The sequence below is a fragment of the Amorphoplanes friuliensis DSM 7358 genome (assembly GCF_000494755.1).
GTDB lineage: Bacteria > Actinomycetota > Actinomycetes > Mycobacteriales > Micromonosporaceae > Actinoplanes > Actinoplanes friuliensis.
This window is the reverse complement of record NC_022657.1, coordinates 6,581,522-6,605,088: the sequence shown is the minus strand read 5'-3', so window position 1 is coordinate 6,605,088 and position 23,567 is coordinate 6,581,522. Positions and strand designations below refer to the sequence as shown.

Below are 23,567 nucleotides of genomic sequence, written 5' to 3'. Positions count from 1 at the left end.
GATCGTTACGACGAGGTTTTGCGCCAGGAATGCTCGGGCTCGTAACCCAGGACCCGGCGGGCCTTGTCGATCGAGAGCAGGGTCTCGTGCTCCCCGAGCTCCTTGGTCACCGGTACGCCCGGGAAGACCTCCGCCGCCAGCGAGGCACTCGAGCGGCTCATCACCGTGTCGGCGTTGGCGATCACGAACACGTCCACACCGCGGGCCTCGTGCGCCAGCGCCTTGCGCACCGCCTGGGCGCCGTCACGGGCGTCGATGTAGCCCCACAGGTTCCAGTGGCGGCTGCGCGGGTCGGCGTCGAACGACGGGAACTCCGCGTAGTCCTCGGGGTCCATGACGTTGGAGAACCGCAGGCCGATCATCTTCAGCTCGGGGTTCCACCGGCAGAACTGCGCCGCCATCTGCTCCTCGAGATGCTTGACCAGCGAGTACGTCGACTCGGGCCGCGCCGGGTACTCCTCGTCGACGGGGATGTACGGCGGCGGCGTCGAGAACGGCAGCCCCAGCACGGTCTCGCTCGATGCCCACACGACGTTGGTGATCCCGGCCAGCCGCGCCGCCGAGAAGACGTTGTAGGTCGCCGTGATGTTGTTCTGGAACGTCGCGGCGTTCGGGATGAGACCGGGCGCCGGGATCGCGGCCAGGTGCACCACCGCGTCGATCTTGTCGTAGCGGTCGTCGATGCGGGTCAGCGCCTCGACCGTCTGCCCGTAATCGGTCAGATCGATCTTCAGCGCGGGCCGCGGCGCGGCCACGTCGAGGTTGAACACCTCGTTGCCGTGCGCCTCCAGATCGGCGACCACCGCCCGCCCCAGCTTGCCGCTACCCCCGGTAACCGCGATCCGTGTCATGACGCTGTCTCCTCCACAGTTTCGGTCAGCTGCACCCAGGACTCCGCGTCGTTCGCGTCGCCGTGGTGCGGGCGGCGGAACCGGTCGGCGTACTCGCCGAGCTCCGCGATCGTCCACCGCAACCGGTAGAGCTCGAGCAGCTCCGCCAGGGGAGTCACCCCGGTCGCCGCCGCGTAAACCGCATGATCGCCGTCGAGATGCCACAGGTCCCGCTCCGGCGGCGCGACCAGCGCCGTGTCCCAGTCGATCAGCTTCCAGCCCGTGACGGTCAGCATCGTGTTCGCCGCGTGCGGTTCCCCGTGCGTCAGCACCGCCCGGCCGAGGTCGGCCCCGGCGGCCAGCGCGTCATAACGGTCCAGAACACTGCGGATCCGGCCCGCGTGCGCAGCGATCAGCTGCGCGGCCGGGGCCGCATAAGGACCACAGTCCGCGACCTCACGACCGTCCAGGGCGGCGGCCAGCGAGTCCCGGTGCGGGACCACAAAATCCTCCACCCGCGCGACCCCGCCGCCGGCCCCGTGCAGCTCCACCAGCATTTCCTGTACGCCCACAGCGCGCGTCACCCCACCGAAGTCCTCGCCGGGCACGCTGTCGAGGTACTCGTACCGGGCCGCGGCGTACCGCGAGGTGAGCCGGACCAGCGGGTCGTGGGGTGCGACGACAAACGGCAGGCGCACCGCCCGCGCGGCGTCCAGTGCCTGAGCGAGCCGCGCGAACGGCTGGTCCAACGGCTCGCCCGCGGCGTACCGGCCCTTCTCGAGGTCGTCGACCGTGACGAACCACCGCCGGCCGCCGGTCTCGGTGACCAGCCAGTGGTGGCTGCCGAAACCGACCGGCCGGTAGTCGGCCGACGCGACCTCGAGACCCCACGCGGGGGCCACGGGGTCGATCAGGTCCGCCGGGGGTGCGAGCATCAGCCGATCCGGAACCTCGCGCTGAGCAGGCTCTCCGGGCGGGAGTTCGGGCCGACGAGCAGGTCGAAGTCGCCCGGCTCCACGACCCGGCGCGCGTCCGAGGTCACCAGGGTGCACGACGACGCGGGCACCTGGATCTGCACGGTGACACTCTCGCCCGCCGGCACCAGCACCTGCGTGTACGCCTTCAGTTCCTTGGTCGCCCAGGTCACGCTGGTCACCAGGTCGCTGACGTACGCCTGCACGGTCTCCAGCGCGGGCCGCGTACCGGTGTTGGTCAGGCGGACGGCCGCGGTCACCGTGCCGTCCGCGGTGACCTCGGGCTGCGGGATGGTCAGGTCGGCGTACTCGACCGTGGTGTAGCTCAGGCCCTCACCGAACGCGAAGAGCGGGTCCTGGGTCAGGTCGGCGTACCGCGTGCCGTGCTGGCCGCGGATCTGGTTGTAGTAGACCGGCTGCTGGCCGACGTGCCGGGCGGCCGACAGCGGCATCCGGCCGGAGGGCTCGATCAGGCCGAGCAGCAGCTCGGCCAGGGCCCGGCCGCCGCGCATGCCGGGGTTGAAGGCCTGCACGATCGCGGCCGCGCCCAGGGCGGACGGCGGCAGCGCGGCCGGCTTGGAGTTCAGCAGCACCAGCACGATCGGGGTGTCGGTGTCGGCCAGCGCGTCGAGCAGCGCGATCTGGCCGCCCTGCAGGTCCAGCGTCGCGGTCGAGCGGCTCTCGCCGGTCAGGGCGACGGTGTCACCCACGACGACCACGGCGTAATCGGCGGCGCGAGCTGCGGAGACGGCCTCGGCGATCAGCGCGGGGTCGGCCGTGGCGGGCTGCGAGATCGGCGGTCGCGGCTGGCCGTCGGGGTAGGTCTCACCGTCGGGGTCCGGGACCAGCTGCTCGATCTCGCCACCGAGCGCGGTGGTGATCGTCCAGTCGGCCGGGGCGATGGCCCGGAAGCCGTCCAGGACGGTTTCGATCAGCTCGCGGGGCTGGCCGTCGGGCATCCAGTCGACCTGGCCCGACGCGCCGGCCCAGTCGCCGAGCTGCGACTGCGGTGCGTCGGCGTTCGGGCCGATGATCGCGATCGTCTTCGGGTCGCCGGTCGTCGCGGCGCGGCCGTCACCACCGGGGACCAGGCCGCCGGCCAGCGGCAGGGTGCCGTCGTTGGTGAGCAGCACCAGCGAGCGGCGGGCGACCTCGAGGTTGAGGGCGGCGTGGTCGGCGTGACCGATCACGGCGGCCTGCCGTGCGGCGTCGGGTGCCCGCGGGTTCTCGAAGAGTCCATAGCGGAACTTGAGGCTCAGGATCCGCCGGACCGCGGCGTCGATCTCGTCCTCGCCGATCAGGCCCTGCTCGACCGCGGTGATCGCGCCCTCGAAGAAGCCGGGGGTGGTCATGACCAGGTCGTTGCCGGCGCGGACGGCCCGGGCGGCGGCATCGACCAGGTCGGGGGAGACCTTCTGCTCCCAGACCATGCGCCCGACGTTGTCCCAGTCGGTGACCAGCGTGCCGGTGAAGCCCCACTCCTGCCGCAGGACGTCGTTGAGCAGCCAGCGGTTGAGGGTGATCGGCACACCGTCCATCGACTGGTAGCCCAGCATGAACGAGGCGCAGCCCTCGCGCGCAACCCGTTCGAACGGCGGCAGGAACCAGGAGCGCAGCTTGCGCGGGCTCAGGTCGGCCTCGCTGGCATCGCGCCCGCCCTGGGTCTCCGAATAACCGGCGAAGTGCTTCGCCGACGCCATGATCGCGGTCGGGTCGGTCAGGCCGTCACCCTGATAGCCGCGGACCATCGCGGCCCCGAGCTCCCCGATCAGGTACGGGTCCTCGCCGAAGGTCTCGTTGACCCGCCCCCAGCGCAGGTCGCGGGTGATGCACAGGACCGGGGAGAAGGTCCAGTGGATGCCGGTCGCGGAGACCTCGATCGCCGTGACCCGCGCGACGCGCTCGAGCAGCTCGGCGTCCCAGCTCGCCGCCATCGCCAGCTGGGTCGGGAAGACGGTCGCCCCGGGCCAGAAGCCGTGCCCGTGGATGCAGTCCTCGGCGGTGATCAGCGGGATGCCGAGCCGGGTGCCGGCGGCCAGGTCGATCGCCTCGAGCATGCGCTTGGGGGAGGCGTGCAGGATCGAGCCCGCCAGCCGCGTGCTGACCGAATCCTTGAGATCCTGCCGCGCGTCGAGCTGCAGCATCTGCCCGACCTTCTCGGGCAGGGTCATCCGGCCCAGAAGGTCGTCGACGCGCTGCTCCACCGGCAGGCTCGGATCACGGTACGGGTCGTCAGCGGCCACGAGTTTCCTCCGGATCGACCGCGCGACACACGGTCTTCGAAACGCAACACATCGGTAAGCGTTCGGAAGTGTCGCACAGCCCGGAACCGGTACCGGAGACCCCAGGGGTCGGATCTTTGGTCAATTGGTACCGGAACCAGAGCGAACGGGAGCGAATTTGTGCGTTCCGCCGTCAGGCGTCGGGGTCACTGCCGTCGACGCTGGACACCTCGATACCGGTCGATTCCAGGGCGTCCAGGCGGGCGCCGGCGGCCTCCTTCTCCCGCTCGACCAGCGTCGCGTACTCGATCTGCACCGAGGGGTCGTCGAGGTCCTCGACCCGGTCGAAGAAACGCTGGGTGGTGCGGACAGCCTCGGCGTACGCCAGGGCGGTCTCACGGATGCGGAGCAGATCCTTGTCAGCCATGGAAGCAGTCTTACCCGCCGCCCGCACCACCCGCCAGCCCGGCCTGCTGGGCGAGGAGGCCGGCCTGGGTGCGGTTGGCGCACTGGAGCTTGACGAGCAGCCGCGAGACGTAGCCCTTGACGGTCGCCTCGGCCAGGTGGAGCCGCGCGCCGATCTGCGCGTTGGGCAGGCCGTCGCCGAGGCACGCGAGGACCTGCGTCTCCCGCTCGGTCAGCTCGCCGACCAGCGCCAGCCGGCGATCGGCCGCGGGGGTGCCCAGCAGGCGCCGGGTGACCACGGGTGACAGCACGGTGTGTCCCTCGGCGGCCACGCGGACCAGGTCGATCGGGTCCTCCGGTGGTGTCGACTTCAGCAGGAAGCCGACCGCGCCGGCCCGCAGCGCCCGGGTGACGAAGTGGTCGGCGTCGAAGGTCGTGAGCGCCACGACGATCGGCGGCGCCGGCAGCGCCGCGAGCCGCTCGATGGCCGTCAGCCCGTCCAGGCCGGGCATCCGCAGATCCATCAGCACGACGTCGGGCCGGTGCCGCAGGACCGAGATGATCGCCGCGGCGCCGTCGTGCGCCCGGTCGACGACCTCGATGTCGGGCACCGAGCCGAGGATCGTCCGCAGGTGGGCGCAGACCATCGGCTCGTCGTCGACGACCAGCACCCGGATCAGCCGGCGGCTCACGGCTCACCCCCGACCGTGACCGGCAGCTCGGCCTCGACCCGGAAACCACCCGTGCCGTCCGGGCCGGCGCTCAGGGTGCCGTCGACCAGCTCGACGCGCTCGCGCAGACCGAGCAGCCCGTTGCCCGAGCCGCTCGCCGCCAGCCGCGGATCGGGCCCGCCGGCCGGTGCGGTGCTGTGGACGCTCAGCCGTACGCGTTCCGGCAGGTAGCGCAGTGTGACGGTGACGCGGGCGCCCGGCGCGTGCTTACGGACGTTGGTCAGCGCCTCCTGCACGATGCGGTACGCCGTCCGGGCCACCACCGGCGACGGCTGTGCGGGATCACCGTCCTCGACGAGTGCGGCGTCGACCCCGGACTCCGCAACCAGCCGGGCCAGGTCGGCAACCGGCGCCTCCGGGTCGAAGCGCAGCGCTCGGAGCAGGTCCCGCAGCTCCTCCAGGGTCTGGCAGCCGGTCGTCCGCAGGTCCTCCGCCGTCGTCCGGGTGGCCGCGTCGGTCGCCGTCACCTGCAGCGCTCCGGCCTGCAGGACCATCAGGCTGACACGGTGCGTCACGAGGTCGTGCATCTCGGCGGCGATCCGCGACCGCTCCTCGGCCCGGGCCCGCCCGGCGAGCAGCCGCTGCTCGCGTTCGGCGCGCTCGGTGCGGTCGAGCAGCGACCGGAGGAGCCGGCGGCGCGCGGCGACGTACAGGCCCAGCAGCGCCGGTCCGCCGATGAACAGCAGGCTCTGCAGGGTCCACGGTGAGTCCGGCGGCGAGTCCCAGCCGTGCGACACGATCACCACCAGGACACCGGCCGGGACCAGGCCGGCCCAGCGCTTTCCGGCGTGCGCGGTGGCGCTGTACGCCGCGAACGGCGCTGCCGCGGGCAGCCACGGCATGGCATTCGAATCGGTGGTGACCGGCGTGAGCGGTCCGGACCCGGCGACGGCGATCACGGCTGCGGCGGCCACCATCAGCCACGCGAGAGCAACGGGGAACCGCCGCCGGGCGAAGAGGCACACCGACAGCGCCACCTGGGCGACGAGCATCCAGCTGCCGCCCGGTGCGGGAAACGCGGACGACCTCACCATGAGCACGCCGATCGCTGCGGACAGCACCACGGCGGCCGCGTCGGAAACCCTGGCCCGGTTCACGTCCCGACCGTACGCGGGGTCCTCCCCGGGCGGCCCGAGGTCCATACGAAAGTCGCACGCTGTCGCGACGTTCCGGGCTCCTGCCGGCCGCGCCCGCCGCCTTGGATGAGAAGCATGATCGAAGTGCAGGAACTGACCAAACGGTACGGCCGCACGACCGCCGTCGACTCGCTCTCGTTCACGGTGGAGCCCGGCCGTGTCACGGGTTTCCTGGGGCCCAACGGCGCCGGCAAGTCCACGACGATGCGGATGATCGTCGGACTCGACCGGCCCACCGCGGGCACCACCCGGGTGAACGGCAAGCCCTACCCGGCCCACCGTGCGCCGCTGTGCGAGGTGGGCACACTGCTCGATGCCGGCGGTCTCCACAAGGGACGGACGGCCTATCACCATCTGCTGGCCCTCGCCCGGACCCACGGCCTCGGACCCCGGCGGGTGGCCGACGTGCTCGACCTCACCGGCCTGGCCGGCGTGGCACACCGCCCGGCGGGCGGCTTCTCGCTCGGCATGGCGCAGCGGCTCGGCATCGCGGCCGCCCTGCTCGGCGACCCGTCCGTGGTCCTGCTCGACGAGCCGGTCAACGGGCTCGACCCCGACGGTGTGCTCTGGATCCGGACGCTGCTGCGCGACCTCGCCGCGCAGGGCCGGACCGTGCTGGTCTCCAGCCACCTGATGAGCGAGATGGCGCTCACCGCCGACCACCTGCTCATCATCGGCCGTGGCCGCCTGCTGGCCGACACGACCGTCGACGACCTGATCGACGGCGCCGCCGGCGGCAGCGTCCTCGTCCGCACCCCGGACGCCGACCGGCTGCGCCACCTGCTCACGGCGGCCGGGGCCTCGGTCGCCGACACGGACGACGGCGCGCTGCGGGTGACCGGAGCCGGTGCCGGGCGGATCGGTACGACCGCCCGCGACCACGCGCTGGTACTGCACGAGCTCACCCCGCACCGCGCCTCACTGGAAGAGGCGTACATGGACCTGACCCGCACCGCGGTCGAGTACGGAGGCACCCGATGAACCACGACGTCACCCTGCGCCGGGTCGTCCGCTCCGAGTGGACCAAGGTCAGGTCGATCCGCTCGACCTGGATCATGCTGGCGGTCGCCGCCCTGCTCACCCTCGGACTCGCGGCGGCCTTCGGGTACGGGTACGGCCAGCAGGTCCGTACCGGCGAACTGGCCGGGACGCCGGCCGCCGCCGTGAGCACGACGTTCATCGGGCTGGACCTGTTCGCGCTGGTCACCGGCGTGTTCGGCGTGCTGCAGCTCACCGGCGAGTACGGCTCGGGACTGATCAGGCGCAGCCTGACCGCCGTTCCGCGCTGCGTGCCACTGATCGCCGCCAAAGCCGTGGTGCTGCTCGCGCTGCTCGTCCCGCTCTCGGTCACGGTGTCCCTGACGTCGTTCCTGCTGTGCCAGGCGCTGGCCGGCAGCAGCGGTGCGGGGCTCGGCGACGACGGTGCGGTGCGCGCGGTGCTCGGTGCTTCGGCGTACCCGGTGGCCACGGCTCTGATGGGTCTCGGTCTCGGCGCGCTGCTGCGCCACACCGCCGGAGCGGTCACCGGTTTTGTGGCCGGCTTCCTGATCATCCCGGCGCTGCTGCCGGCGGCGCTGCCGCAGCAGATCCAGGACGAGACCCTGCAGTACCTGCCGATCGCCGCAGCTCAGGCCGTCTATGCGCTGACGCCGGAAGGCCCGGTGCGCCTGCTCGGCCCGGCCGCCGGTGCCCTCGTCCTGGTGGCCTGGGTCGTCGCGGTCCTCGCCGCCGGCACGGTCCTGCTTCGGCGCCGCGATGCCTGACCCCGCGACCACCTGACGGGTTCACCCGGTGAGCGAGAGGGCCCGGCTCGGGCACAGGTACAGCGCCTGTCGTGCGGTGGCCAGCGCCTCGTCGGAGAGGTCGTCGCGCAACAGCACGACCGTGCCCTGCGTGCTGTCCTGGGCGAACGTGGCCGGGTCGGTGAGCACGCACTGGCCGGCGCCGACGCAGCGGGTGGTGTCCGCCACGATGCGGGTCACGGCGCCGTCCAGGTCACCGGCAGCTCGTACAGGCCGTAGATGTTGGCGTCGTCCTTGAACGGCAGGTCGTCGACGGGGACGGCGAGGCGCAGTCCGGGGATCCGCCGCACCAGCGTGTCGAGGACGATCTGCAGTTCCAGGCGTGCGAGGTTCTGCCCGAGGCACTGGTGGGCGCCGAAGCCGAACGCGATGTGGTGCCGGGCGCCGCGCTCGACGTCGAACCGGTCGCCGTCGGTGAAGGCGGCGGGGTCGCGGTTCGCCGCGTTGGACAGCACGACAACTCCCTCGCCGGCCCGGATGTGTTTCCCGCCGAGCTCGACGTCGCCGACCGCGACCCGCGACAGCGAGAACTCCCCGATCGTGAAGTACCGCAGCAGCTCCTCGACCGCGAGCGGGGTCTTGGTGGGGTCCTCACGGATCACGGCGAGCTGGTCCGGATGCTCCAGCAGCATCATGACGCCGAGGGAGATCATGTTCGCGGTCGTCTCGTGCCCCGCGATCAGCAGCAGCATCGCGAGGCTGACCACGTCCTGCGGCTCGGCGGCCTCACCGAGCTGACGGCTGAGCAGGTCGTCACCGGGTTCGGTGGCTTTGCGCGCGATCAGCTCCTGCAGGTACGTGTACAGACCGCCCAGGGCTGTCTGCCGCTGCTGCGGCGGGGTGCTCCGCAGCAGCAGTGCTTCGGTGCTGCGCTGGAAGAACTCGTGATCGGCGTAGGGCACGCCGAGCAGGCGGCAGATGACCAGTGACGGCACCGGCAGCGACAGTGCCCGGACGAGGTCGGCCGGTTGCGGGCCGGCCAGCAGCGTGTCGAGGCATTCGTCGACGATCTGCTGGATCTGCGGGCGGAGTGCGGCCATCTTCCTGGCCGTGAATTCGCCCATCACCGCACCGCGGGCCACACCGTGCTCCGGCGGATCCATCGAGACCATCATGCCCTTGAGCGCGCCGGCCATGGCCCTCCGGCCGGGGTCGAGGTGCGGGAAGCCGGGATGCGTGCGGTCGGCGCTGAACCGCGGATCGGTCAGCATCGTGCGAACATCGTCGATCCGGCTCAGCGCCCACACCTGCTCCCCGGTGGGCAGCGTCACCCGGGCCACGGGTTCGGTCTCCTGCAGGCGCAGATGCTCCGCCGGCGGCGCGAACGGGCAGGTACGGGTAAGCGGCAGTACCTCGCTCATGACAGTCGATCCCCTCGCTGACGTCAGGTGGCTGACAACGTACGCCAAAGTTGTCAGTCACTGTCAACTCTGGCTGTCAGTGATAGGGTCGAACGGATATGAAACCCGAGTCAGGTCTGCGCGAACGCACCCGCCGGGCGGTCCAGCGGGAGATCGGCGAGGCCGCCCTCGCGCTGTTCATCGAGCGGGGTTTCGACGCCACCACCATCGACGACATCGCCACCGCCGCCGGCATGTCCCAGCGCAGCGTGTTCCGCTATTTCGCCACCAAGGAAGAAATCGTGGTCGGCAAGATGGACGCGACCGTGCCGCTGATGCTGCACACGCTGCGCGCCCGGCCGCCCGGCGAACCGGTCTGGACGTCGCTGCGCCACCTGTTCTTCATGCTGGACGAGCCCGGCCGGGCCGAGACCGCCGAGGCGACCCACCGGGTCCTGCTCGAGACACCCGCCCTGTTCGCCGCCTACCTGCGAAAGTTGCACCTCATGCAGGAGGCGGTGGTCCAGGTCCTGCGAGAACGCGCGACAGCCACCGGTACGCCCTACACCGACGACGACCCGGCGCCCCGCGCGATCACCGCGGCCGCCTTCGGATGCCTGGTCGCCGCGCAGCACTCCTGGCTGGCCTCCGGTGCGACCGGCACACTCGGCGACGCCATCGACCGGGCCATGGCCACGGTGGCGCCTCGCTGAGGGGTACAAGCGTTACCAGGCTCGCCGCCGGTCGGGAGCGGCAGACTGGAGACATGACTGACACGGAGTTCGGGCCGGCCGTGCGCCGCTGGCGTGATCGGGTCACCCCCGAGGCCGCCGGGCTTCCCGCGGGCGGCCACCGGCGTGCGGCCGGCCTGCGCCGCGAGGAGCTGGCCCTGCTCGCGGGCATCTCCGTCGACTACATCACGCGCCTGGAACAGGGCCGCTCGACCGGCCCGTCCGCGCAGGTCGTCGAGGCCCTCGCCCGGGCGCTGCGCCTGGACGCGACCGAGCGCGAGCACCTGTTCACCCTCGCCGGTCTGGCGCCGCCCGCGCGGGGCGTGGTCTCCGCGCACATCACCCCGGGCGTCCAGCGGCTGCTCGACCGCCTCTCCGACACACCGGTGGCGGTCCACGACGCGGCCTGGAACCTCATCACGGGCAACCCCCTGTGGGCGGCGCTGTTCGGCGACCCGGCTGCCCTGCACGGGCACGAGCGCAACATCGTCTGGCGGCACTTCGCCGGTTTCAACAGCCGGGTGATCCAGACGCCCGAGCAGGAACGCGTCTTCGGTGCCGCCACCGCCGCCGACCTGCGCGCGGCCACCGCCCGCTATCCCGCCGACAGCCGTGTCACCGATCTCATCAAGGAGTTGCTCGCCCGCAGCGAGACCTTCGCCCGCATCTGGGAGGCCGGGGCGATCACACCGCACGACTCCACGTCCAAGCTCGTCCAGCACCCCCAGGTCGGCGACATCCACCTCGACTGCGACGTGCTGACGGTCCCGGGCAGCGATCTGCGCATCGTGGCGTACACCGCCGAACCGGGCAGCGAGGCCGCCGACCGCCTGGCCTTGCTGTCGGTGGTGGGACAGCAGAGCTTCACCGGATGACCGTATTGTCGGTGCGATGGACTGGACGCTGCTCGCCGCCCTGGCCGGTCTGGCCCTCGTCGACAGCACCAGCGTCGGGACCTTGCTGATTCCCCTGTGGATGCTCCTCGCGCCCCGCCTGCGGGTCCGGCCGTTCTTCCTCTATCTCGCCACCGTGGCGGCCTTCTACTTCGTCGTCGGCATCGTGCTGACCGCCGGCGCGGGCACGCTGCGCGGTCTGATCGGCCGCAGTGACACGCTGAGCTGGGTGCAGCTCGTGGTCGGAGTCGCCTTGTTCGCCCTGAGTTTCTGGTTCGAGCCCAAGGCCGTACGCCGCCGCCGCGCCCGCCGCGGTGGCCCCGACCCGGCGGACCGCTGGCGTGCCCGTCTCTCCACGGCCGAGGCCTCCCCGGGCGCAATGGTCGGGCTGGGTGTCGCGGCGGCCGGCATCGAGGTCATGTCGATGCTGCCGTACCTGGCCGCCGTGGGCCTGATCACCGCCTCGGGAGCCGGCGCGACGGTCTGGATCCCGGTCCTGGCCGGCTACGTCCTGGTCATGATCCTGCCGGCGCTGCTCCTGCTGGGCATCCGCCAGGCCCTCGGCACACGCATCGAGACACCCCTGCGGGTGATCAGCGCCTGGCTCTCCCGCCACCTCGACGGCGCCCTGAGCTGGATCTTCGCCATCATCGGCTTCCTCCTCGCCCGCGACGCAGTGATACGCCTCGACCTCATCGGGTGACCGTCAGTAGGCATCCGGGCGACGCTGATCCGGAGCCATGTCAGCGCTGCCACGCAGTTCCGGCAGGTTCCAGACGGTGATCCGGCCGTACCGGGTGCTGATCAGGTGAGAGCGGCGCATGTCGCGGAGCGCCTTGTGCACGGTGATCTCCGCCGCGCCGCACATGGTCGCCAGTTCGGGCTGCGTGAGCCGCACGCCGATCTCGAGCGCGCCGTGCCGCCGTTCCTGTCCGTAGAGCTCGGCGAGCTCGGCCAGAACGCGGGCGAGCCGGGTCTTGAGCGGGTACGACGTGAAGTCGATGCGGCGCCTGTTCGACCAGCGGAGTCGCTCGCCCACCATGGTGGCCAGTTCGACGGCAGCACCGGGAAAGTCGTTCAGGAACGGCGTGAAGTCCCGCCGGTGAACAAAGCGCACCAGGCCCGACCCGCACATCGTGACCGTCGCCGAGCGAGGTGACCCGCTGAGCGCGGACATCTCTCCGAGGATGTCGCCCGCGACCCGGATGGAAAGCAGCGCCGACCTGCCGTCGGCCATCTCCGCGGTCACCTTCGTCAGTCCTCGCCGGATGATCACCACGTGCGACTCGGTGCTGCCCTCGCGGATCAACACCCGACCGGCCGGCACCCGTTGCTCGACCCCGAGGCTCAGCAGGGCGTTTGCGGTCTGCGGAGCCAACCTGGCGAGCAACGTCCCCTCCGGCCATTGAGGTGTCTCGGCTCCGGGCATGCACACTCCCGCCACATGTACTCAACGTTACGCTGAGCCTACTGTGCGGTGCTCGCCAGGCATAGCCAGCCGACGATGCCTGAGACGGAGACGACCATTGCGCACATCGCGATCCGGACGAGCTCGTACTTGCGTCGTGCTGTGCCGGAAAGGTCCATGGCCAGGCGCCACGCATCCTCGGGACCTGTGTGTTCTCGTGATCGGGGAGGCTCGGCGAGCGCGGCCAGCGCTGGAAAAGCGAACACGTTGCCCGCGTGATCGCCGCTGATCCGAGGCCAGATCACCGCACCGAGCAGGGCGAGCGAGCCGGCGAGCCCGAGCACCAGCATGACCGCAAGCACGATTGCCGCGCTACGCGTGCCCGAACTCCACACCCGCGCCGCAGCCTCGGTCTGGCCGAGCGCGATGGTGAGCACCGAGAGCTGAAAGCCCGCCAGCCCGGCCGCTTTGGTGTCGGCACGCCGGATCGAGAGCTGAGCCCGGTCCACCGCGCCGAGCGCCATGGTCAAGTCGTCGGCCTGGATCTCGTCGTTCTTCTCCATGCCTCCAGCAGAGCCGTTCACGTGCGTCGGAACCCGGTCGAAAGACGGTTTGTGAGCGATGGGCAAACCCATATTTCGACGGGGTGTCACGGCTGCCTGCGGCCTAGGAAGTAACAAGCCGGTCGCCAGACCGCGCCATCCTTTCGTGGAGGTCGACGTGGGAGATACATCCCGTTCATTCCGGCGCCTGGTCATGGTCGCCGACATGGAGCGGTACAGCGCGCGGAGCTCCGTGCTCCAGAACAAGGCACAAACTGTCTTCCTCGATGCTCTCGACGCCGCGGGCCTGGCCGCCGATCTCGACCGGGGTACGTGGCGACGGCAGGCCAGCGGCGACGGGGAACTCGCCGTGCTTCCGGCTGATGTCGACGAGCCGGCCCTGCTCAGCGCCTTCCTGCTGACTCTGGACAAGCGTCTGCGGGCGTACAACGTCGAGCGGCAGCCGCAGGCGAGAGTCAGGGTCAGGGTCTCGGTGCACCAGGGTCTGCTCTTCCCGGAGAGCCGGAACGGCTTCGCCGGCGAGGCGGTCAACACCGCGGCGCGGCTGGTCGACGCCCCGGTCCTGAAGCGGGCGCTGAGGGAATTCCCTGACGCTGCCGTCGCGTGCATCGTCTCCGACGGGATACATCGCGACGTCATCGCCGGCGGCTACGAAGGAATCAGGCCGGAGCGATTCCGCCGCCTCCGGGTCGTTCTCGGCGACAAGAACTTCGACGAGTGGGCCTGGCTGCAGATCGTGGACGAGGACATCAACAATCTCGATCTGCAGTCGGCGACCGCCGAGTCCGTTCCGGTCGTGTCGGAGCGCCGGCCGTCACGGGAGGTCCCGCCCGGCGGCATTCAGGTCGGTGATGTGGACAACCGCGACGGTCAGGTGGCCATCGGTCACGGCGCCACCGCCACCGGGGGAGTCCACCAGCGGATCCGGTTCCCGCGATGAGCGAAGAGCCGCAGGACGAAGACACGCCCGAAGCTGCCCCCGCCGAGGATTCAGCGCCACCTGAGCCCGGCGAGCCGCCGAAGGACGAGTTGCCCGACGACTTCGTGGTGTCCGAGAAGCAGGACATCGGCCAGGAGAAAATCGACCGCCAGCTGTCCGGCATGGTCGGCGGGATCGGGACAGGCAACATCCGCAACAAGGGGCAGGCGGCTATCGGTGACGGCGCGATGGCCGCCGAGTCGATCTACTACACGACGTACAACCTGCGGCAGAAGGGAAAGAGCTGGTTCGGCACCGTGCCGGGCGACCACCTCGGCCGTCTGCTCGCCGGGTATTCCCCAGGACCGTCCGACACCGAGCTGGCCGCCGCCCTCAAGCTCCGCCACGTCGTCTACCTCAGTGCCCGGCCGGGTTGGGGCCGGTACGCGACAGCGCAGGTTGCCCTGGCCAGACGCCACTCACCGGACCGGGTGGTGATGATCCATGTCGCCCGGGGTGAACGGATCGTCGACGCCGTCGACGAGGGCAGTTACTCGGAGGATCACGGCCACGTCCTCGACGCCAAGGACGCGGAGTCGATCAGCTTCATGGACCTGCTCCTGATCGACCAGCACGCCCGGAGCCGGAAGGCCAGCGTCATCGTTATCGGGCCGCTCGCCGACCGCGGACATGACTTGGGCTCCTACCTGTTTCCCTTGCGCAGGCCGACCGCCGCGGCGGTCTTTCGGAGCCAGCTGACCTACTTGTTGCACGAGCGGGGCAACTGTGTCGGCACTTGCGCGGACTGCGGACTCGACTGTGTGGCGGACTACGTCGAGAAGTGCGTCTCCGGGGGTGAGCTGAGCCGGCATCTCAACGAGACTCTCGCCCTCGAGGAAGCCGCAAGAATTGCCTCGGTAATCGGCACCGCGGCGTCCGATGCGGACCGGGACCAGCTGGTCGCGCAGATCCTCAACGAGCAGCTGCACGCCCAGGCCCGGCTCGTGCTCCGCGCCTCGGACGCGGAGAGGCGGGCCGACGGGGAGCACTGGAGTGGCACCGCGGACTACCGACGGGCGTTCCGCCTCGCGTTCGGCGCCCTGGAGGGAGCGCCGATGGCCTCCGTCTACAGCGCGGCCGCGCGTCTGGTCCGCATCCATCGTGAGGAGCAGCCGGAGACCGCACCCACACCCGACCCGATCGAGTTCGAGCTCGACTGCCTGCTCTCGTACGAGATGCAGGTGCCTGACCTGAATTCGCTGCCGGTCGGCGCGCCACGAATCGCGCGGCTGGCCAACCCCGGGCTCGTTCCCGCGATGCTCGACGTCGCCTGGAACGAACGCGGGCTCGGTCCTCGGCTGATGCGCTGGCTGGGGGAACTGGTGACCGAGCCGCAACTCGTGGTCCGTGAGCGGGCGGCGATGATGGCCGGTCTGCTCAGCTTCAGCGACTTCACCGGTGTGATGGACGGCCTCATCGCGCCCTGGGCGCGCAGCCGCAGCATGCGTCCGCGGCAGGCCGCCGGCCTGAGCCTGCTGTCGTGTGCCCACAACCCGGCCCTGCATCCGGCCTTGCAGGGCCGGATCAAGCAGTGGATGGACAAGACCAAGGGCAACGCCTACACCCGTGACACGGTGGCCTGGGCGTACGCGTACGGACTGGGCCGTTATCTGCCCTACGACGGCCTCGCCCAGTTGCGTCGCATCGGCAAGGACCTGTGGCAGCGGCGCAGTTTCCTCGTCGCCTTCGGGGTGGAGCAGGCCTACACCCGGGATCGCGCCGCCTCCCTGCTGGGTGAGCTGCTCGAGTGGACCCTCGCCGAGGACAACGGGAAACGGCTGCAGGTGCACGCGGCCCGCGCCTTCGTCCGGCTGTCCGGCATCGAGACGCTGCTGGGCAGTGTGCGCTGGCCGGAACTCCTGCTCCGGCGGCACCGAGGTGACGTCGATGAGCAGCAGCTGGCGGATCTCTGGCTCACCGCGCTGTGCCTGCCGTCGACCGCCTGGTCGGCCTGGAAGGCGTTCACCCGCTGGCTGACGCTCGCCGAGAACGATCCGGACGTGGCCGACCGCTTTCTGGCCCTCCTCAGGGTCCTTGTCGCCGATGGCGGCCTCCGGACCCGTCTTGCTCATCACCGTGACCACGTCTGGGCCGAGCAGCGGCCCTCGAGCGCCTTGCTCACCGCTGCTGCCGCGATCATCGGAAGGGTCTGATCATGTCCGCGAACACGCACACAGCCGGGTTCGACGTCCCGGTCCAAGGCCGTGCCGAGGGAAGACAGGGCTGGTTCACGAAATTGTTCTCCGCCACCCACGAAACCATCAACCTGCCGCCGTACCCCGACCGGGAGTTCAGCTGCCGGCACGAGCCCTCGGATCCGATCCGGGTTCTCGCCGACGGCGACGCGTTCACCTTCAAGGTTTTTCCGACTTACGAGTGGCGGGGTTACGCCGACTCCCGCGAGGAGCTTCAAGACCTCACTCACGTCCTCCTGCCGCGGGCGCGCCGGACGGCCGTGCACGTGCTGAGGCCGATCGCCCGCGGCCATCAGCCGCACCGGGCGCGGGACTTCGAGATCGCCGTCAACAAGCGGACCGACGAGGACTGGCGGAAACTCACCGACGACGGCCGCGACTTCTGGTTCCGGTTCACCGTGCGTGCCGAGCCGGACGACCTCATCCAGGAGCAGATCCGTCCGTATTGGGAGAAGCGGATCAAGGCCGAGTGCGACCATGCACTCGGGCTGCAGCGGGCGCAGCAGGCCGACGAGCTGACGCGGCGCTGGTCGACGATCTTCGACAACCTGGAGAAGGACCCGCGAGCCGCGCACGCCGCGAGGCTCAGTGGCCAGGATTTCGCCGAGGTCTTCGGGGCCTTTGTCGGCGGGAAGAAGAAGGCGGTCGCCGACCTGTTGAAGCTTTTGCAGGATGCGGTGAGCGGTAACGAGGCCGGGCTCGGCCCGTCCGAGTACACCCGGGCCTGGGACGAGGCGCTCAAGGCTTTCCAGCAGCAGTACGGGCTCAAGGTCGGCGAGTCCGACTAACGGGTGACCGCATAAAACAACAAACTTGCCGCATGGCTATGCGCGTTGATACGGTTCTTTGCATAGTCATGCGGAGGTAAGTATGGGAATCAGGGTTGCTGTCGCCGGGGCGAGTGGGTACGCCGGGGGCGAGTTGCTGCGCCTGATCGCCGGGCACCCCGAGCTCGATCTGGTCGCGGCCACGGCGCACACACAGGCGGGTTCGCCCGTGGCTGCCGTACATCCGCAGCTCACCGGGCTGGACCTGGTCCTCGGGGCGACCGATGCGGCCACGCTGAGCGACGCCGACCTGGTCTTTCTCGCTCTGCCGCACGGGCAGTCGGCGGCGCTGGCCGCGCAGCTGCCCGCCGGGGTGAAGGTCGTCGATCTGGGGGCCGACTTCCGTTTGAGGGACGGCGACGCCTGGGGCCGCTACTACGGCGGCACGCACGCCGGGACCTGGACCTACGGCCTGCCGGAACTGCCGGGGCACCGGGCCGCGATCGCCGCGAGTGACCGGGTGGCGAACACCGGTTGTTATGCGGCCACGATCACCCTCGCGCTGGCACCGCTGATCGCCGCCGGGCTCGCCGACCCGGCCGACGTCGTTGTCGTTGCCTCGTCGGGCACGTCCGGCGCCGGGCGGTCCGCGAAGGTGAACCTGCTCGCCAGCGAGGTCATGGGTGACCTGTCGCCCTACAAGGTCGGCGCGCACCAGCACGTTCCCGAGATCAAGCAGGCGAGCGGGGCGACCTCGCTGTCGATGACGCCGGTGCTGGCGCCGATGCCGCGCGGGATCCTCGCGACGGTCACGGCACGTCCGCTGGGCCCTGGAGACCCCCGCGAAGCACTGCAGAATGCCTACGCCGAAGAGCCGTTCGTGCACGTGCTCCCGACCGGGAGCTGGCCGCACACCGCGGCCACCGCGGGTTCCAACTCGTGCCACCTGCAGGCCACGCTCGACGTCGACTCCGGCCGGATCGTCGTGGTCAGCGCGCTCGACAACCTCGGGAAGGGTGCTGCCGGCCAGGCCGTGCAGTGCGCCAACCTCATGCTCGGCCTGCCGGAAACCGCGGGCCTCTCGGTATTCGGAGTCGCACCGTGACCGTCACCACCCCCAGGGGATTCCGGGCCAGCGGTGTTGCCGCCGGGCTCAAGACCAGCGGCGGCGCCGACGTGGCGATCGTCGTCAACGACGGGCCCGACGCGACCGTCGCCGGTGTCTTCACCGGCAACCGCGTGAAGGCCGCACCGGTCATGTGGAGCCAGCAGGTGCTCAAGGGCGGCGTCGTGCGGGCCGTCGTGCTCAACTCCGGCGGTGCCAACGCCTGTACGGGTACGCAGGGCTTCCGCGACACGCACGCGACCGCCGAACATGCCGCCGCCGTGCTGCGCGGCGGGCCGAAGCCGCTGCTCGTCGGCGCCGGTGACATCGCGGTCTGCTCGACCGGCCTCATCGGCGAGATGCTGCCGATGGGCAAGCTGCTGCCGGGGGTGACCGCGGCGGTCAAGGCGCTGAACACCGACGGCGGCGCACGCGCGGCCGAGGCCATCATGACCACCGACACGGTCGCCAAGAATGCGGTCGTGCAGGGTGACGGCTGGTCGGTCGGCGGCATGGCCAAGGGCGCGGGCATGCTCGCCCCGGCGCTGGCCACGATGCTGGTCGTGCTGACCACCGACGCTGTCGCGGGTTCCGAGGCGCTGGACACCGCCCTGCGTGAGGCGACCCGGCTCACCTTCGACCGCATCGACGCCGACGGTTGCATGTCCACCAACGACACCGTGCTGCTGCTGGCCAGCGGCGCTTCCGACGTTCAGCCCACGCAGGAGGAGCTGACCGCCGCGGTCACCGCCCTGTGCCACGACCTGGCGCAGCAGCTGATCGACGATGCCGAGGGTGCCACCAAGCACATCGCGATCGAGGTGCTCGGCGCGGCCAGTGAGGCCGACGCGGTCGAGGTCGGGCGTACGGTGGCCCGCAACAACCTGGTCAAGACCGCGCTGTTCGGCAACGACCCGAACTGGGGCCGCATCCTCGCCGCGGTCGGCACCACCCAGGCGGCGTTCGCCCCGGACCGCATCGACGTCGCCGTCAACGGTGTGTGGGTGTGCCGCGGTGGCTCGGCGGCCGACGACCGCTCCAAGGTGGACCTGGCCGGCAAGGACGTCACGATCACTGTGCACCTGCACGAGGGTGAGATGTCCGCGACGATCTGGACCACCGACCTCTCGCACGCCTACGTGCACGAGAACTCGGCGTACTCGTCGTGACGCCCCACGAGAAAGCCGCCACCCTGATCGAAGCTTTGCCGTGGCTGGAACGCTTCCACGGCACCACCGTCGTCATCAAGTACGGCGGCAACGCGATGATCGACCCGGAGCTGCAGCGGGCGTTCGCGGCCGACATGGTCTTCCTGCGCTACGCCGGCATCAAACCGGTCGTGGTGCACGGCGGCGGCCCGCAGATCTCGTCGATGCTGGGCAAGCTCGGCATCGAGAGCGAGTTCCGGGGCGGCCTGCGGGTCACCACCCCCGAGGCGATGGACGTCGTCCGGATGGTGCTGGTCGGGCAGGTCGGCCGCGAGCTGGTCGGCCTGATCAACGAGCACGGCCCGTTCGCCGTGGGCCTGTCCGGTGAGGACGCCCGCCTGTTCACCGCGGTCCGCCGGCACGCCGTGGTCGACGGTGAGCCCGTCGACATCGGCCAGGTCGGCGACGTCGCGCACGTGGACACCTCGGCCGTCGACGACCTCATCGCCGCCGGGCGCATCCCCGTGGTCGCGACGGTCGCGCCCGACGTCGACGGCGTGGTGCACAACGTCAACGCCGACACCGCCGCGGCCGCGCTGGCCGTGGCGCTCGGCGCCCGCAAGCTCGTCGTGCTCACCGACGTGCCCGGCCTCTACACCAACTGGCCCGACACGTCCTCGCTGACGACGAAGATCGACACCGACGCCCTGGAGAAGCTGCTGCCCAGCCTGCAGTCGGGCATGGTGCCGAAGATGGAGGCGTGCCTGCGCGCCGTCCAGGGCGGTGTGCCCGCGGCCCACGTGGTCGACGGCCGCGAACCCCACTCCACGCTGCTCGAAGTGTTCACCTCGGAAGGATTCGGCACGATGGTGGTCCCGTCATGACGTCGTTCGTCGACCGCTGGTCGCAGAGCATGATGAACAACTACGGCACGCCGTCGCTCGGCCTGATCAGCGGATCCGGGTCCGTCGTGGTCGGTGAGGACGGCAAGGAGTACGTCGACCTGCTCGGTGGCATCGCCGTCAACGCGCTCGGTCACGCCCACCCGGCGATCGTCGCCGCCGTCTCCCAGCAGGTCGCCACCCTGGGGCACGTCTCCAACCTCTTCATCGCCGAGCCGCCGCTGGCCCTGGCCGAGGTGCTCCTCGCGCTCGCCGGGCGTCCCGGCCGGGTGATCTTCAGCAACTCGGGCGCCGAGGCCAACGAGGCCGCGTTCAAGCTGTCCCGCCTCACCGGGCGCACCCACGTGGTCGCGGCCGACGGCGGATTCCACGGCCGCACGATGGGCGCGCTCGCCCTGACGGGCCAGCCCGGCAAACGCGAGCCCTTCCAGCCGCTGCCGGGTGAGGTCACCCATGTCCCGTACGGCGACAGCGAAGCCCTGCGTGCGGCGGTCACGACGGACACCGCCATGGTCATCCTGGAGCCGATCCAGGGCGAGATGGGCGTGGTCGTGCCACCGCCCGGTTACCTGGCCGCGGCGCGGGAGATCTGCACCGCCACCGGCGCGCTGCTCGTCCTCGACGAGGTGCAGACGGGCATCGGCCGCACCGGGCACTGGTTCCACCACCAGAGCGAGGGTGTCGAGCCCGACATCATCACGCTGGCCAAGGGCCTCGGTGGTGGCCTGCCGATCGGTGCGTGCATCGCCTTCGGCAAGGCCGGTGACCTGTTCGGTCCCGGCTCGCACGGCACGACCTTCGGCGGGAACCCCGTGAGCTGCGCCGCCGGTCTCGCCGTCATCCGGACGATCGCTGGTGAGGGACTGCTCGACCACGTCAAGCGGGTCGGCGAGCTGATCCGGCGCGGTGTCGAGGGCCTGAACAACCCGGCGATCGCCGGTGTCCGGGGTGCCGGTCTGCTGCTCGGCATCGAGCTGACCTCGCCCATCTCGGCTCAGCTCGCCGAGTCCCTGCGGGAGGCCGGGTTCCTGGTCAACCCGATCCAGCCCGACGTGATCCGGCTCGCGCCGCCGCTGATCCTGACCACCGAGCAGGCCGAGGCGTTCGTCGCGGCGCTCTCCGAGGTGCTCGCATGACCCGCCACTTCCTGCGCGACGACGACCTGTCCCCGGCCGAGCAGAGCGCCGTCCTCGAGCTCGCCGCGGCGATGAAGGCGGACCGGTTCGCGTACCAGCCCCTCGCCGGGCCGAAGTCGGTGGCGGTGTTCTTCGACAAGGTCAGCCTGCGGACACGGCTGTCGTTCGAGACCGGCATCCCCGAGCTCGGCGGCAACGCGATCGTGGTGGACACCCAGGCCACCCACTTCGGCCGGGGCGAGTCGCTCCTCGACGCGGGCCGGGTCGTTTCCCGTTACGTGTCCGCCATCGTGTTCCGCACCTCCGGCGACGAGCGGCTGGCCGAGCTCGCCTCCGACGTCAACGTGCCCGTGGTCAACGCCCTGACCGACGGCTTCCACCCGTGCCAGCTGCTGGCCGACCTCCAGACGGTCCGCGAGCGGCTCGGCGGCACCCAGGGCCGGATCCTCACGTACGTCGGTGACGGCGCGAACAACATGGCCCACTCGTACCTGCTGGCCGGGGCGACCGCGGGCATGCACGTACGGATCGCGGGTCCTGAAGGTTTTGATCCGGACCCCGAGGTGGTCGCCCGGGCCGCGGAGATCGGGGCGTCGACGGGCGGCTCGGTGCAGGTGCTGCGGGACCCGCGCGAGGCCGCCACCGGCGCGGACGTGCTGGCGACCGACGCGTGGACGTCGATGGGCATGGAGGACGACGGCATCGACCGGCGGACGCCGTTCTGGCCCTACCAGATCAACAAGGAGCTGCTGGCCGCCGCCGCGCCCGGCGCGATCGTGCTGCACTGCCTGCCGGCGCACCGCGGCGAGGAGATCACGGACGAGGTCATGGACGGCGCCCAGAGCGCCGTCTTCGACCAGGCCGAGAACCGTCTGCACGCGCAGAAAGCCCTGCTGGCCTGGCTCCTGGCTGTGAAAGAGCAGTGACCGGGCCCGGCACCCGTGCCGCGCGGCACGCGCGCATCGTCGACCTGATCCGGGACAAGGCCGTCCGGTCGCAGACCGAGCTCGCCGAGCTGCTCGGCCTCGACGGCGTCCAGGTCACCCAGGCGACGCTGTCGCGTGACCTCGAGGAGCTACGTGCCGTCAAGGCCGGTGGGGTCTACGTCATCCCCGAGGACGGGATGCCCGCGCTGCGCCCGGTGGAGCAGGCCCCGGCCCGCCTCATCCGGCTGCTGCGCGAGCTGCTCAACTCGGTCGACGTCAGCGGCAACCTCGTCGTCCTGCGGGTGCCGCCGGGTGCCGCGCAGTTCCTGGCCAGCGCGCTCGACCGCTCGGGCCTGCCGGACGTCGTCGGCACCATCGCCGGCGACGACACGATCCTGGTGGTGGCGCGCGACTCCGGCGACGGGCCGGGCGCCGCGCTCGCCGAGAAACTCACGGCTTGGAGCCGTACCGACCCCGAAGGGAGCCAGCCATGACCGCCGTCGAGGCTCATTTTCCCGGCTTTGCCGACAACATGCAGAAGCTCCTGGGCCACGGCCTCGAGTTCTACCTGGCTTCCAACGAGACGCTGCGTCCCTACCTCAACGAGGTCCCGTACGGCCTCAAGCTGAGTTGGCTGGACTTCACCGACACGACCGAGGACAAGGGCTGGGACACGGGCGAGTTCCTCAACCTGTTCAACGTGATGAACGGCATCGCGTTCGGTGACCGGGGCATCCCGATGCCGCAGTGGGTGATGGTCGACCTGATCCTGATGCCCTCGGCCGCGGTCATCGCCGCGCTGCCGCAGTCGGCGTTCACCGAGATCCTCGAGACCAGCGCCTTCGACGAGGACGCCAAGCGGCACATGCGGGCCGTCTTCGACAAGGCCAAGCAGAGCGACTACAACGGGCCCATCCCGATCGCCGGGTACTGCGCGGCCCCGAGCGCCGCCCCCGGCACCTGGGTCGGCTGGTCGCTGTGGTCGTTGTGGACCAGCGTCGGGCTCGGCAAGGCGCTCAAGGCGCTGGCCCTCTCGGCCTACCAGGCGGAGAAGCTCGACGGCGTCACCCAGTACGACAACAGCGCGCTGCGCGTGCACACCCGCTTCGGCCGGCTGCGTGTGCTGGTCGCCACCGTGCCGTTCCATACCTCACCCGGGTCGTTCGTTTACGAGAACGACTTCACCGTGCCGGTGACCGCGACCGAGCCGGAGCCGTCGTTCCTGCTGGATCCGTTCGACTACGAGCGCCAGCGGGCCATGCAGAAGGCCATCGAGAACCGGGAGTGCACCTATTACGTGCTCGCCCCCGGTCACCTCGTGCAGGACGGGACGACCTATGTGCCCGTCCTCGAGATCCCCACAGCCCGATAAGG

Annotated in this window: 25 protein-coding genes; 15 read left to right on the top strand and 10 right to left on the bottom strand. The window is 70.7% G+C overall.

The window, feature by feature from the left end; all coding sequences use genetic code 11:
- Positions 1-5 precede the first annotated feature (5 nt).
- The 6 genes from AFR_RS30485 to AFR_RS30460 form a co-directional block, all read right to left on the bottom strand.
- Positions 6-851 carry an NAD-dependent epimerase/dehydratase family protein gene (locus tag AFR_RS30485; protein WP_023560664.1) on the bottom strand — a complete coding sequence of 282 codons (846 nt, stop codon included), beginning with the start codon at positions 849-851 and terminating at the stop codon, positions 6-8.
- On the bottom strand, positions 848-1,765 hold the full coding sequence (locus tag AFR_RS30480; RefSeq protein WP_023560663.1) for a phosphotransferase: 918 nt from the start codon (positions 1,763-1,765) through the stop codon (positions 848-850). The genes AFR_RS30485 and AFR_RS30480 overlap by 4 nt, the downstream gene beginning before the upstream one ends.
- Positions 1,765-4,047, bottom strand: coding sequence for an exo-beta-d-1,3/1,6-glucosidase (locus tag AFR_RS30475; RefSeq protein ID WP_023560662.1), 2,283 nt, complete (start codon positions 4,045-4,047; stop codon positions 1,765-1,767). Before AFR_RS30475 ends, AFR_RS30480 begins: the two co-directional genes overlap by 1 nt.
- 172 nt (positions 4,048-4,219) lie before the next feature.
- Entirely contained in the window at positions 4,220-4,453 is a 234-nt protein-coding gene (locus AFR_RS30470) for a hypothetical protein (RefSeq protein ID WP_023560661.1), read from the bottom strand.
- A 10-nt stretch (positions 4,454-4,463) separates the two neighbouring features.
- Complete coding sequence (locus AFR_RS30465) at positions 4,464-5,123, bottom strand: response regulator (protein ID WP_023560660.1); 660 nt, start codon at positions 5,121-5,123, stop codon at positions 4,464-4,466.
- On the bottom strand, positions 5,120-6,259 hold the full coding sequence (locus tag AFR_RS30460; RefSeq protein ID WP_041842935.1) for a sensor histidine kinase: 1,140 nt from the start codon (positions 6,257-6,259) through the stop codon (positions 5,120-5,122). The genes AFR_RS30465 and AFR_RS30460 overlap by 4 nt, the downstream gene beginning before the upstream one ends.
- Positions 6,260-6,373: 114 nt before the next feature.
- Here AFR_RS30460 and AFR_RS30455 point away from each other — a divergent pair, with 114 nt between their 5' ends.
- Together AFR_RS30455 and AFR_RS30450 are read left to right on the top strand one after the other, a co-directional pair.
- On the top strand, positions 6,374-7,279 hold the full coding sequence (locus AFR_RS30455; protein ID WP_023560658.1) for an ABC transporter ATP-binding protein: 906 nt from the start codon (positions 6,374-6,376) through the stop codon (positions 7,277-7,279).
- The gene (locus AFR_RS30450; RefSeq protein ID WP_023560657.1) at positions 7,276-8,061 is read left to right on the top strand and encodes an ABC transporter permease; all 786 of its coding nucleotides are present in this window, start codon (positions 7,276-7,278) and stop codon (positions 8,059-8,061) included. Before AFR_RS30455 ends, AFR_RS30450 begins: the two co-directional genes overlap by 4 nt.
- 21 nt (positions 8,062-8,082) lie before the next feature.
- Here AFR_RS30450 and AFR_RS30445 read toward each other — a convergent pair whose 3' ends face one another.
- Both AFR_RS30445 and AFR_RS30440 read right to left on the bottom strand, forming a co-directional pair.
- Positions 8,083-8,280 carry a ferredoxin gene (locus tag AFR_RS30445; RefSeq protein WP_023560656.1) on the bottom strand — a complete coding sequence of 66 codons (198 nt, stop codon included), beginning with the start codon at positions 8,278-8,280 and terminating at the stop codon, positions 8,083-8,085.
- Positions 8,277-9,461: a cytochrome P450 gene (locus AFR_RS30440; protein ID WP_023560655.1), complete on the bottom strand. Its 1,185-nt coding sequence runs from the start codon at positions 9,459-9,461 to the stop codon at positions 8,277-8,279. The genes AFR_RS30445 and AFR_RS30440 overlap by 4 nt, the downstream gene beginning before the upstream one ends.
- A 98-nt stretch (positions 9,462-9,559) precedes the next feature.
- Between AFR_RS30440 and AFR_RS30435 the strand changes: the two genes are divergently transcribed.
- The 3 genes from AFR_RS30435 to AFR_RS30425 are packed head-to-tail and all read left to right on the top strand — an operon-like array spanning position 9,560 to position 11,767.
- Positions 9,560-10,153 (top strand): TetR family transcriptional regulator, encoded by a 594-nt coding sequence (locus tag AFR_RS30435; protein WP_023560654.1) that lies wholly within the window; start codon positions 9,560-9,562, stop codon positions 10,151-10,153.
- 53 nt (positions 10,154-10,206) lie between these two features.
- Positions 10,207-11,046: a helix-turn-helix transcriptional regulator gene (locus tag AFR_RS30430; RefSeq protein WP_023560653.1), complete on the top strand. Its 840-nt coding sequence runs from the start codon at positions 10,207-10,209 to the stop codon at positions 11,044-11,046.
- 16 nt (positions 11,047-11,062) lie between these two features.
- On the top strand, positions 11,063-11,767 hold the full coding sequence (locus AFR_RS30425) for a GAP family protein (protein ID WP_023560652.1): 705 nt from the start codon (positions 11,063-11,065) through the stop codon (positions 11,765-11,767).
- A 3-nt stretch (positions 11,768-11,770) separates the two neighbouring features.
- On the opposite strand, the gene AFR_RS30420 is transcribed toward AFR_RS30425, so the two are convergent.
- Positions 11,771-12,493, bottom strand: coding sequence for a Crp/Fnr family transcriptional regulator (locus AFR_RS30420; protein WP_041841261.1), 723 nt, complete (start codon positions 12,491-12,493; stop codon positions 11,771-11,773).
- Positions 12,494-12,531: 38 nt separating this feature from the next.
- On the bottom strand, positions 12,532-13,035 hold the full coding sequence (locus AFR_RS30415; RefSeq protein ID WP_023560650.1) for a Pycsar system effector family protein: 504 nt from the start codon (positions 13,033-13,035) through the stop codon (positions 12,532-12,534).
- 205 nt (positions 13,036-13,240) lie between these two features.
- On the opposite strand from AFR_RS30415, the gene AFR_RS30410 reads away from it, so the two are divergent.
- The 10 genes from AFR_RS30410 (at position 13,241) to AFR_RS30365 (ending at position 23,565) form a co-directional block, all read left to right on the top strand.
- Entirely contained in the window at positions 13,241-13,975 is a 735-nt protein-coding gene (locus AFR_RS30410; RefSeq protein ID WP_238547155.1) for a nucleotidyl cyclase domain-containing protein, read from the top strand.
- The gene (locus AFR_RS30405; protein ID WP_041841260.1) at positions 13,972-16,167 is read left to right on the top strand and encodes a hypothetical protein; all 2,196 of its coding nucleotides are present in this window, start codon (positions 13,972-13,974) and stop codon (positions 16,165-16,167) included. The genes AFR_RS30410 and AFR_RS30405 overlap by 4 nt, the downstream gene beginning before the upstream one ends.
- 2 nt (positions 16,168-16,169) lie before the next feature.
- Positions 16,170-16,997 carry a hypothetical protein gene (locus tag AFR_RS44140; RefSeq protein ID WP_023560647.1) on the top strand — a complete coding sequence of 276 codons (828 nt, stop codon included), beginning with the start codon at positions 16,170-16,172 and terminating at the stop codon, positions 16,995-16,997.
- A gap of 82 nt (positions 16,998-17,079) precedes the next feature.
- A complete protein-coding gene (argC, locus tag AFR_RS30395; protein WP_023560646.1) occupies positions 17,080-18,081 on the top strand; it encodes an N-acetyl-gamma-glutamyl-phosphate reductase in 1,002 nt (333 codons plus the stop codon).
- Entirely contained in the window at positions 18,078-19,250 is a 1,173-nt protein-coding gene (gene argJ / locus AFR_RS30390) for a bifunctional glutamate N-acetyltransferase/amino-acid acetyltransferase ArgJ (RefSeq protein ID WP_023560645.1), read from the top strand. The genes argC and argJ overlap by 4 nt, the downstream gene beginning before the upstream one ends.
- The gene (gene argB, locus AFR_RS30385) at positions 19,247-20,113 is read left to right on the top strand and encodes an acetylglutamate kinase (protein ID WP_023560644.1); all 867 of its coding nucleotides are present in this window, start codon (positions 19,247-19,249) and stop codon (positions 20,111-20,113) included. Before argJ ends, argB begins: the two co-directional genes overlap by 4 nt.
- Positions 20,110-21,267: an acetylornithine transaminase gene (locus tag AFR_RS30380; RefSeq protein WP_023560643.1), complete on the top strand. Its 1,158-nt coding sequence runs from the start codon at positions 20,110-20,112 to the stop codon at positions 21,265-21,267. The genes argB and AFR_RS30380 overlap by 4 nt, the downstream gene beginning before the upstream one ends.
- Positions 21,264-22,193, top strand: a complete 930-nt coding sequence (gene argF, locus AFR_RS30375) for an ornithine carbamoyltransferase (RefSeq protein ID WP_023560642.1) — start codon at positions 21,264-21,266, stop codon at positions 22,191-22,193. The genes AFR_RS30380 and argF overlap by 4 nt, the downstream gene beginning before the upstream one ends.
- Entirely contained in the window at positions 22,190-22,687 is a 498-nt protein-coding gene (locus tag AFR_RS30370; protein ID WP_023560641.1) for an arginine repressor, read from the top strand. The genes argF and AFR_RS30370 overlap by 4 nt, the downstream gene beginning before the upstream one ends.
- The gene (locus AFR_RS30365) at positions 22,684-23,565 is read left to right on the top strand and encodes a hypothetical protein (RefSeq protein WP_023560640.1); all 882 of its coding nucleotides are present in this window, start codon (positions 22,684-22,686) and stop codon (positions 23,563-23,565) included. Before AFR_RS30370 ends, AFR_RS30365 begins: the two co-directional genes overlap by 4 nt.
- The last annotated feature ends 2 nt before the right edge of the window (positions 23,566-23,567 follow it).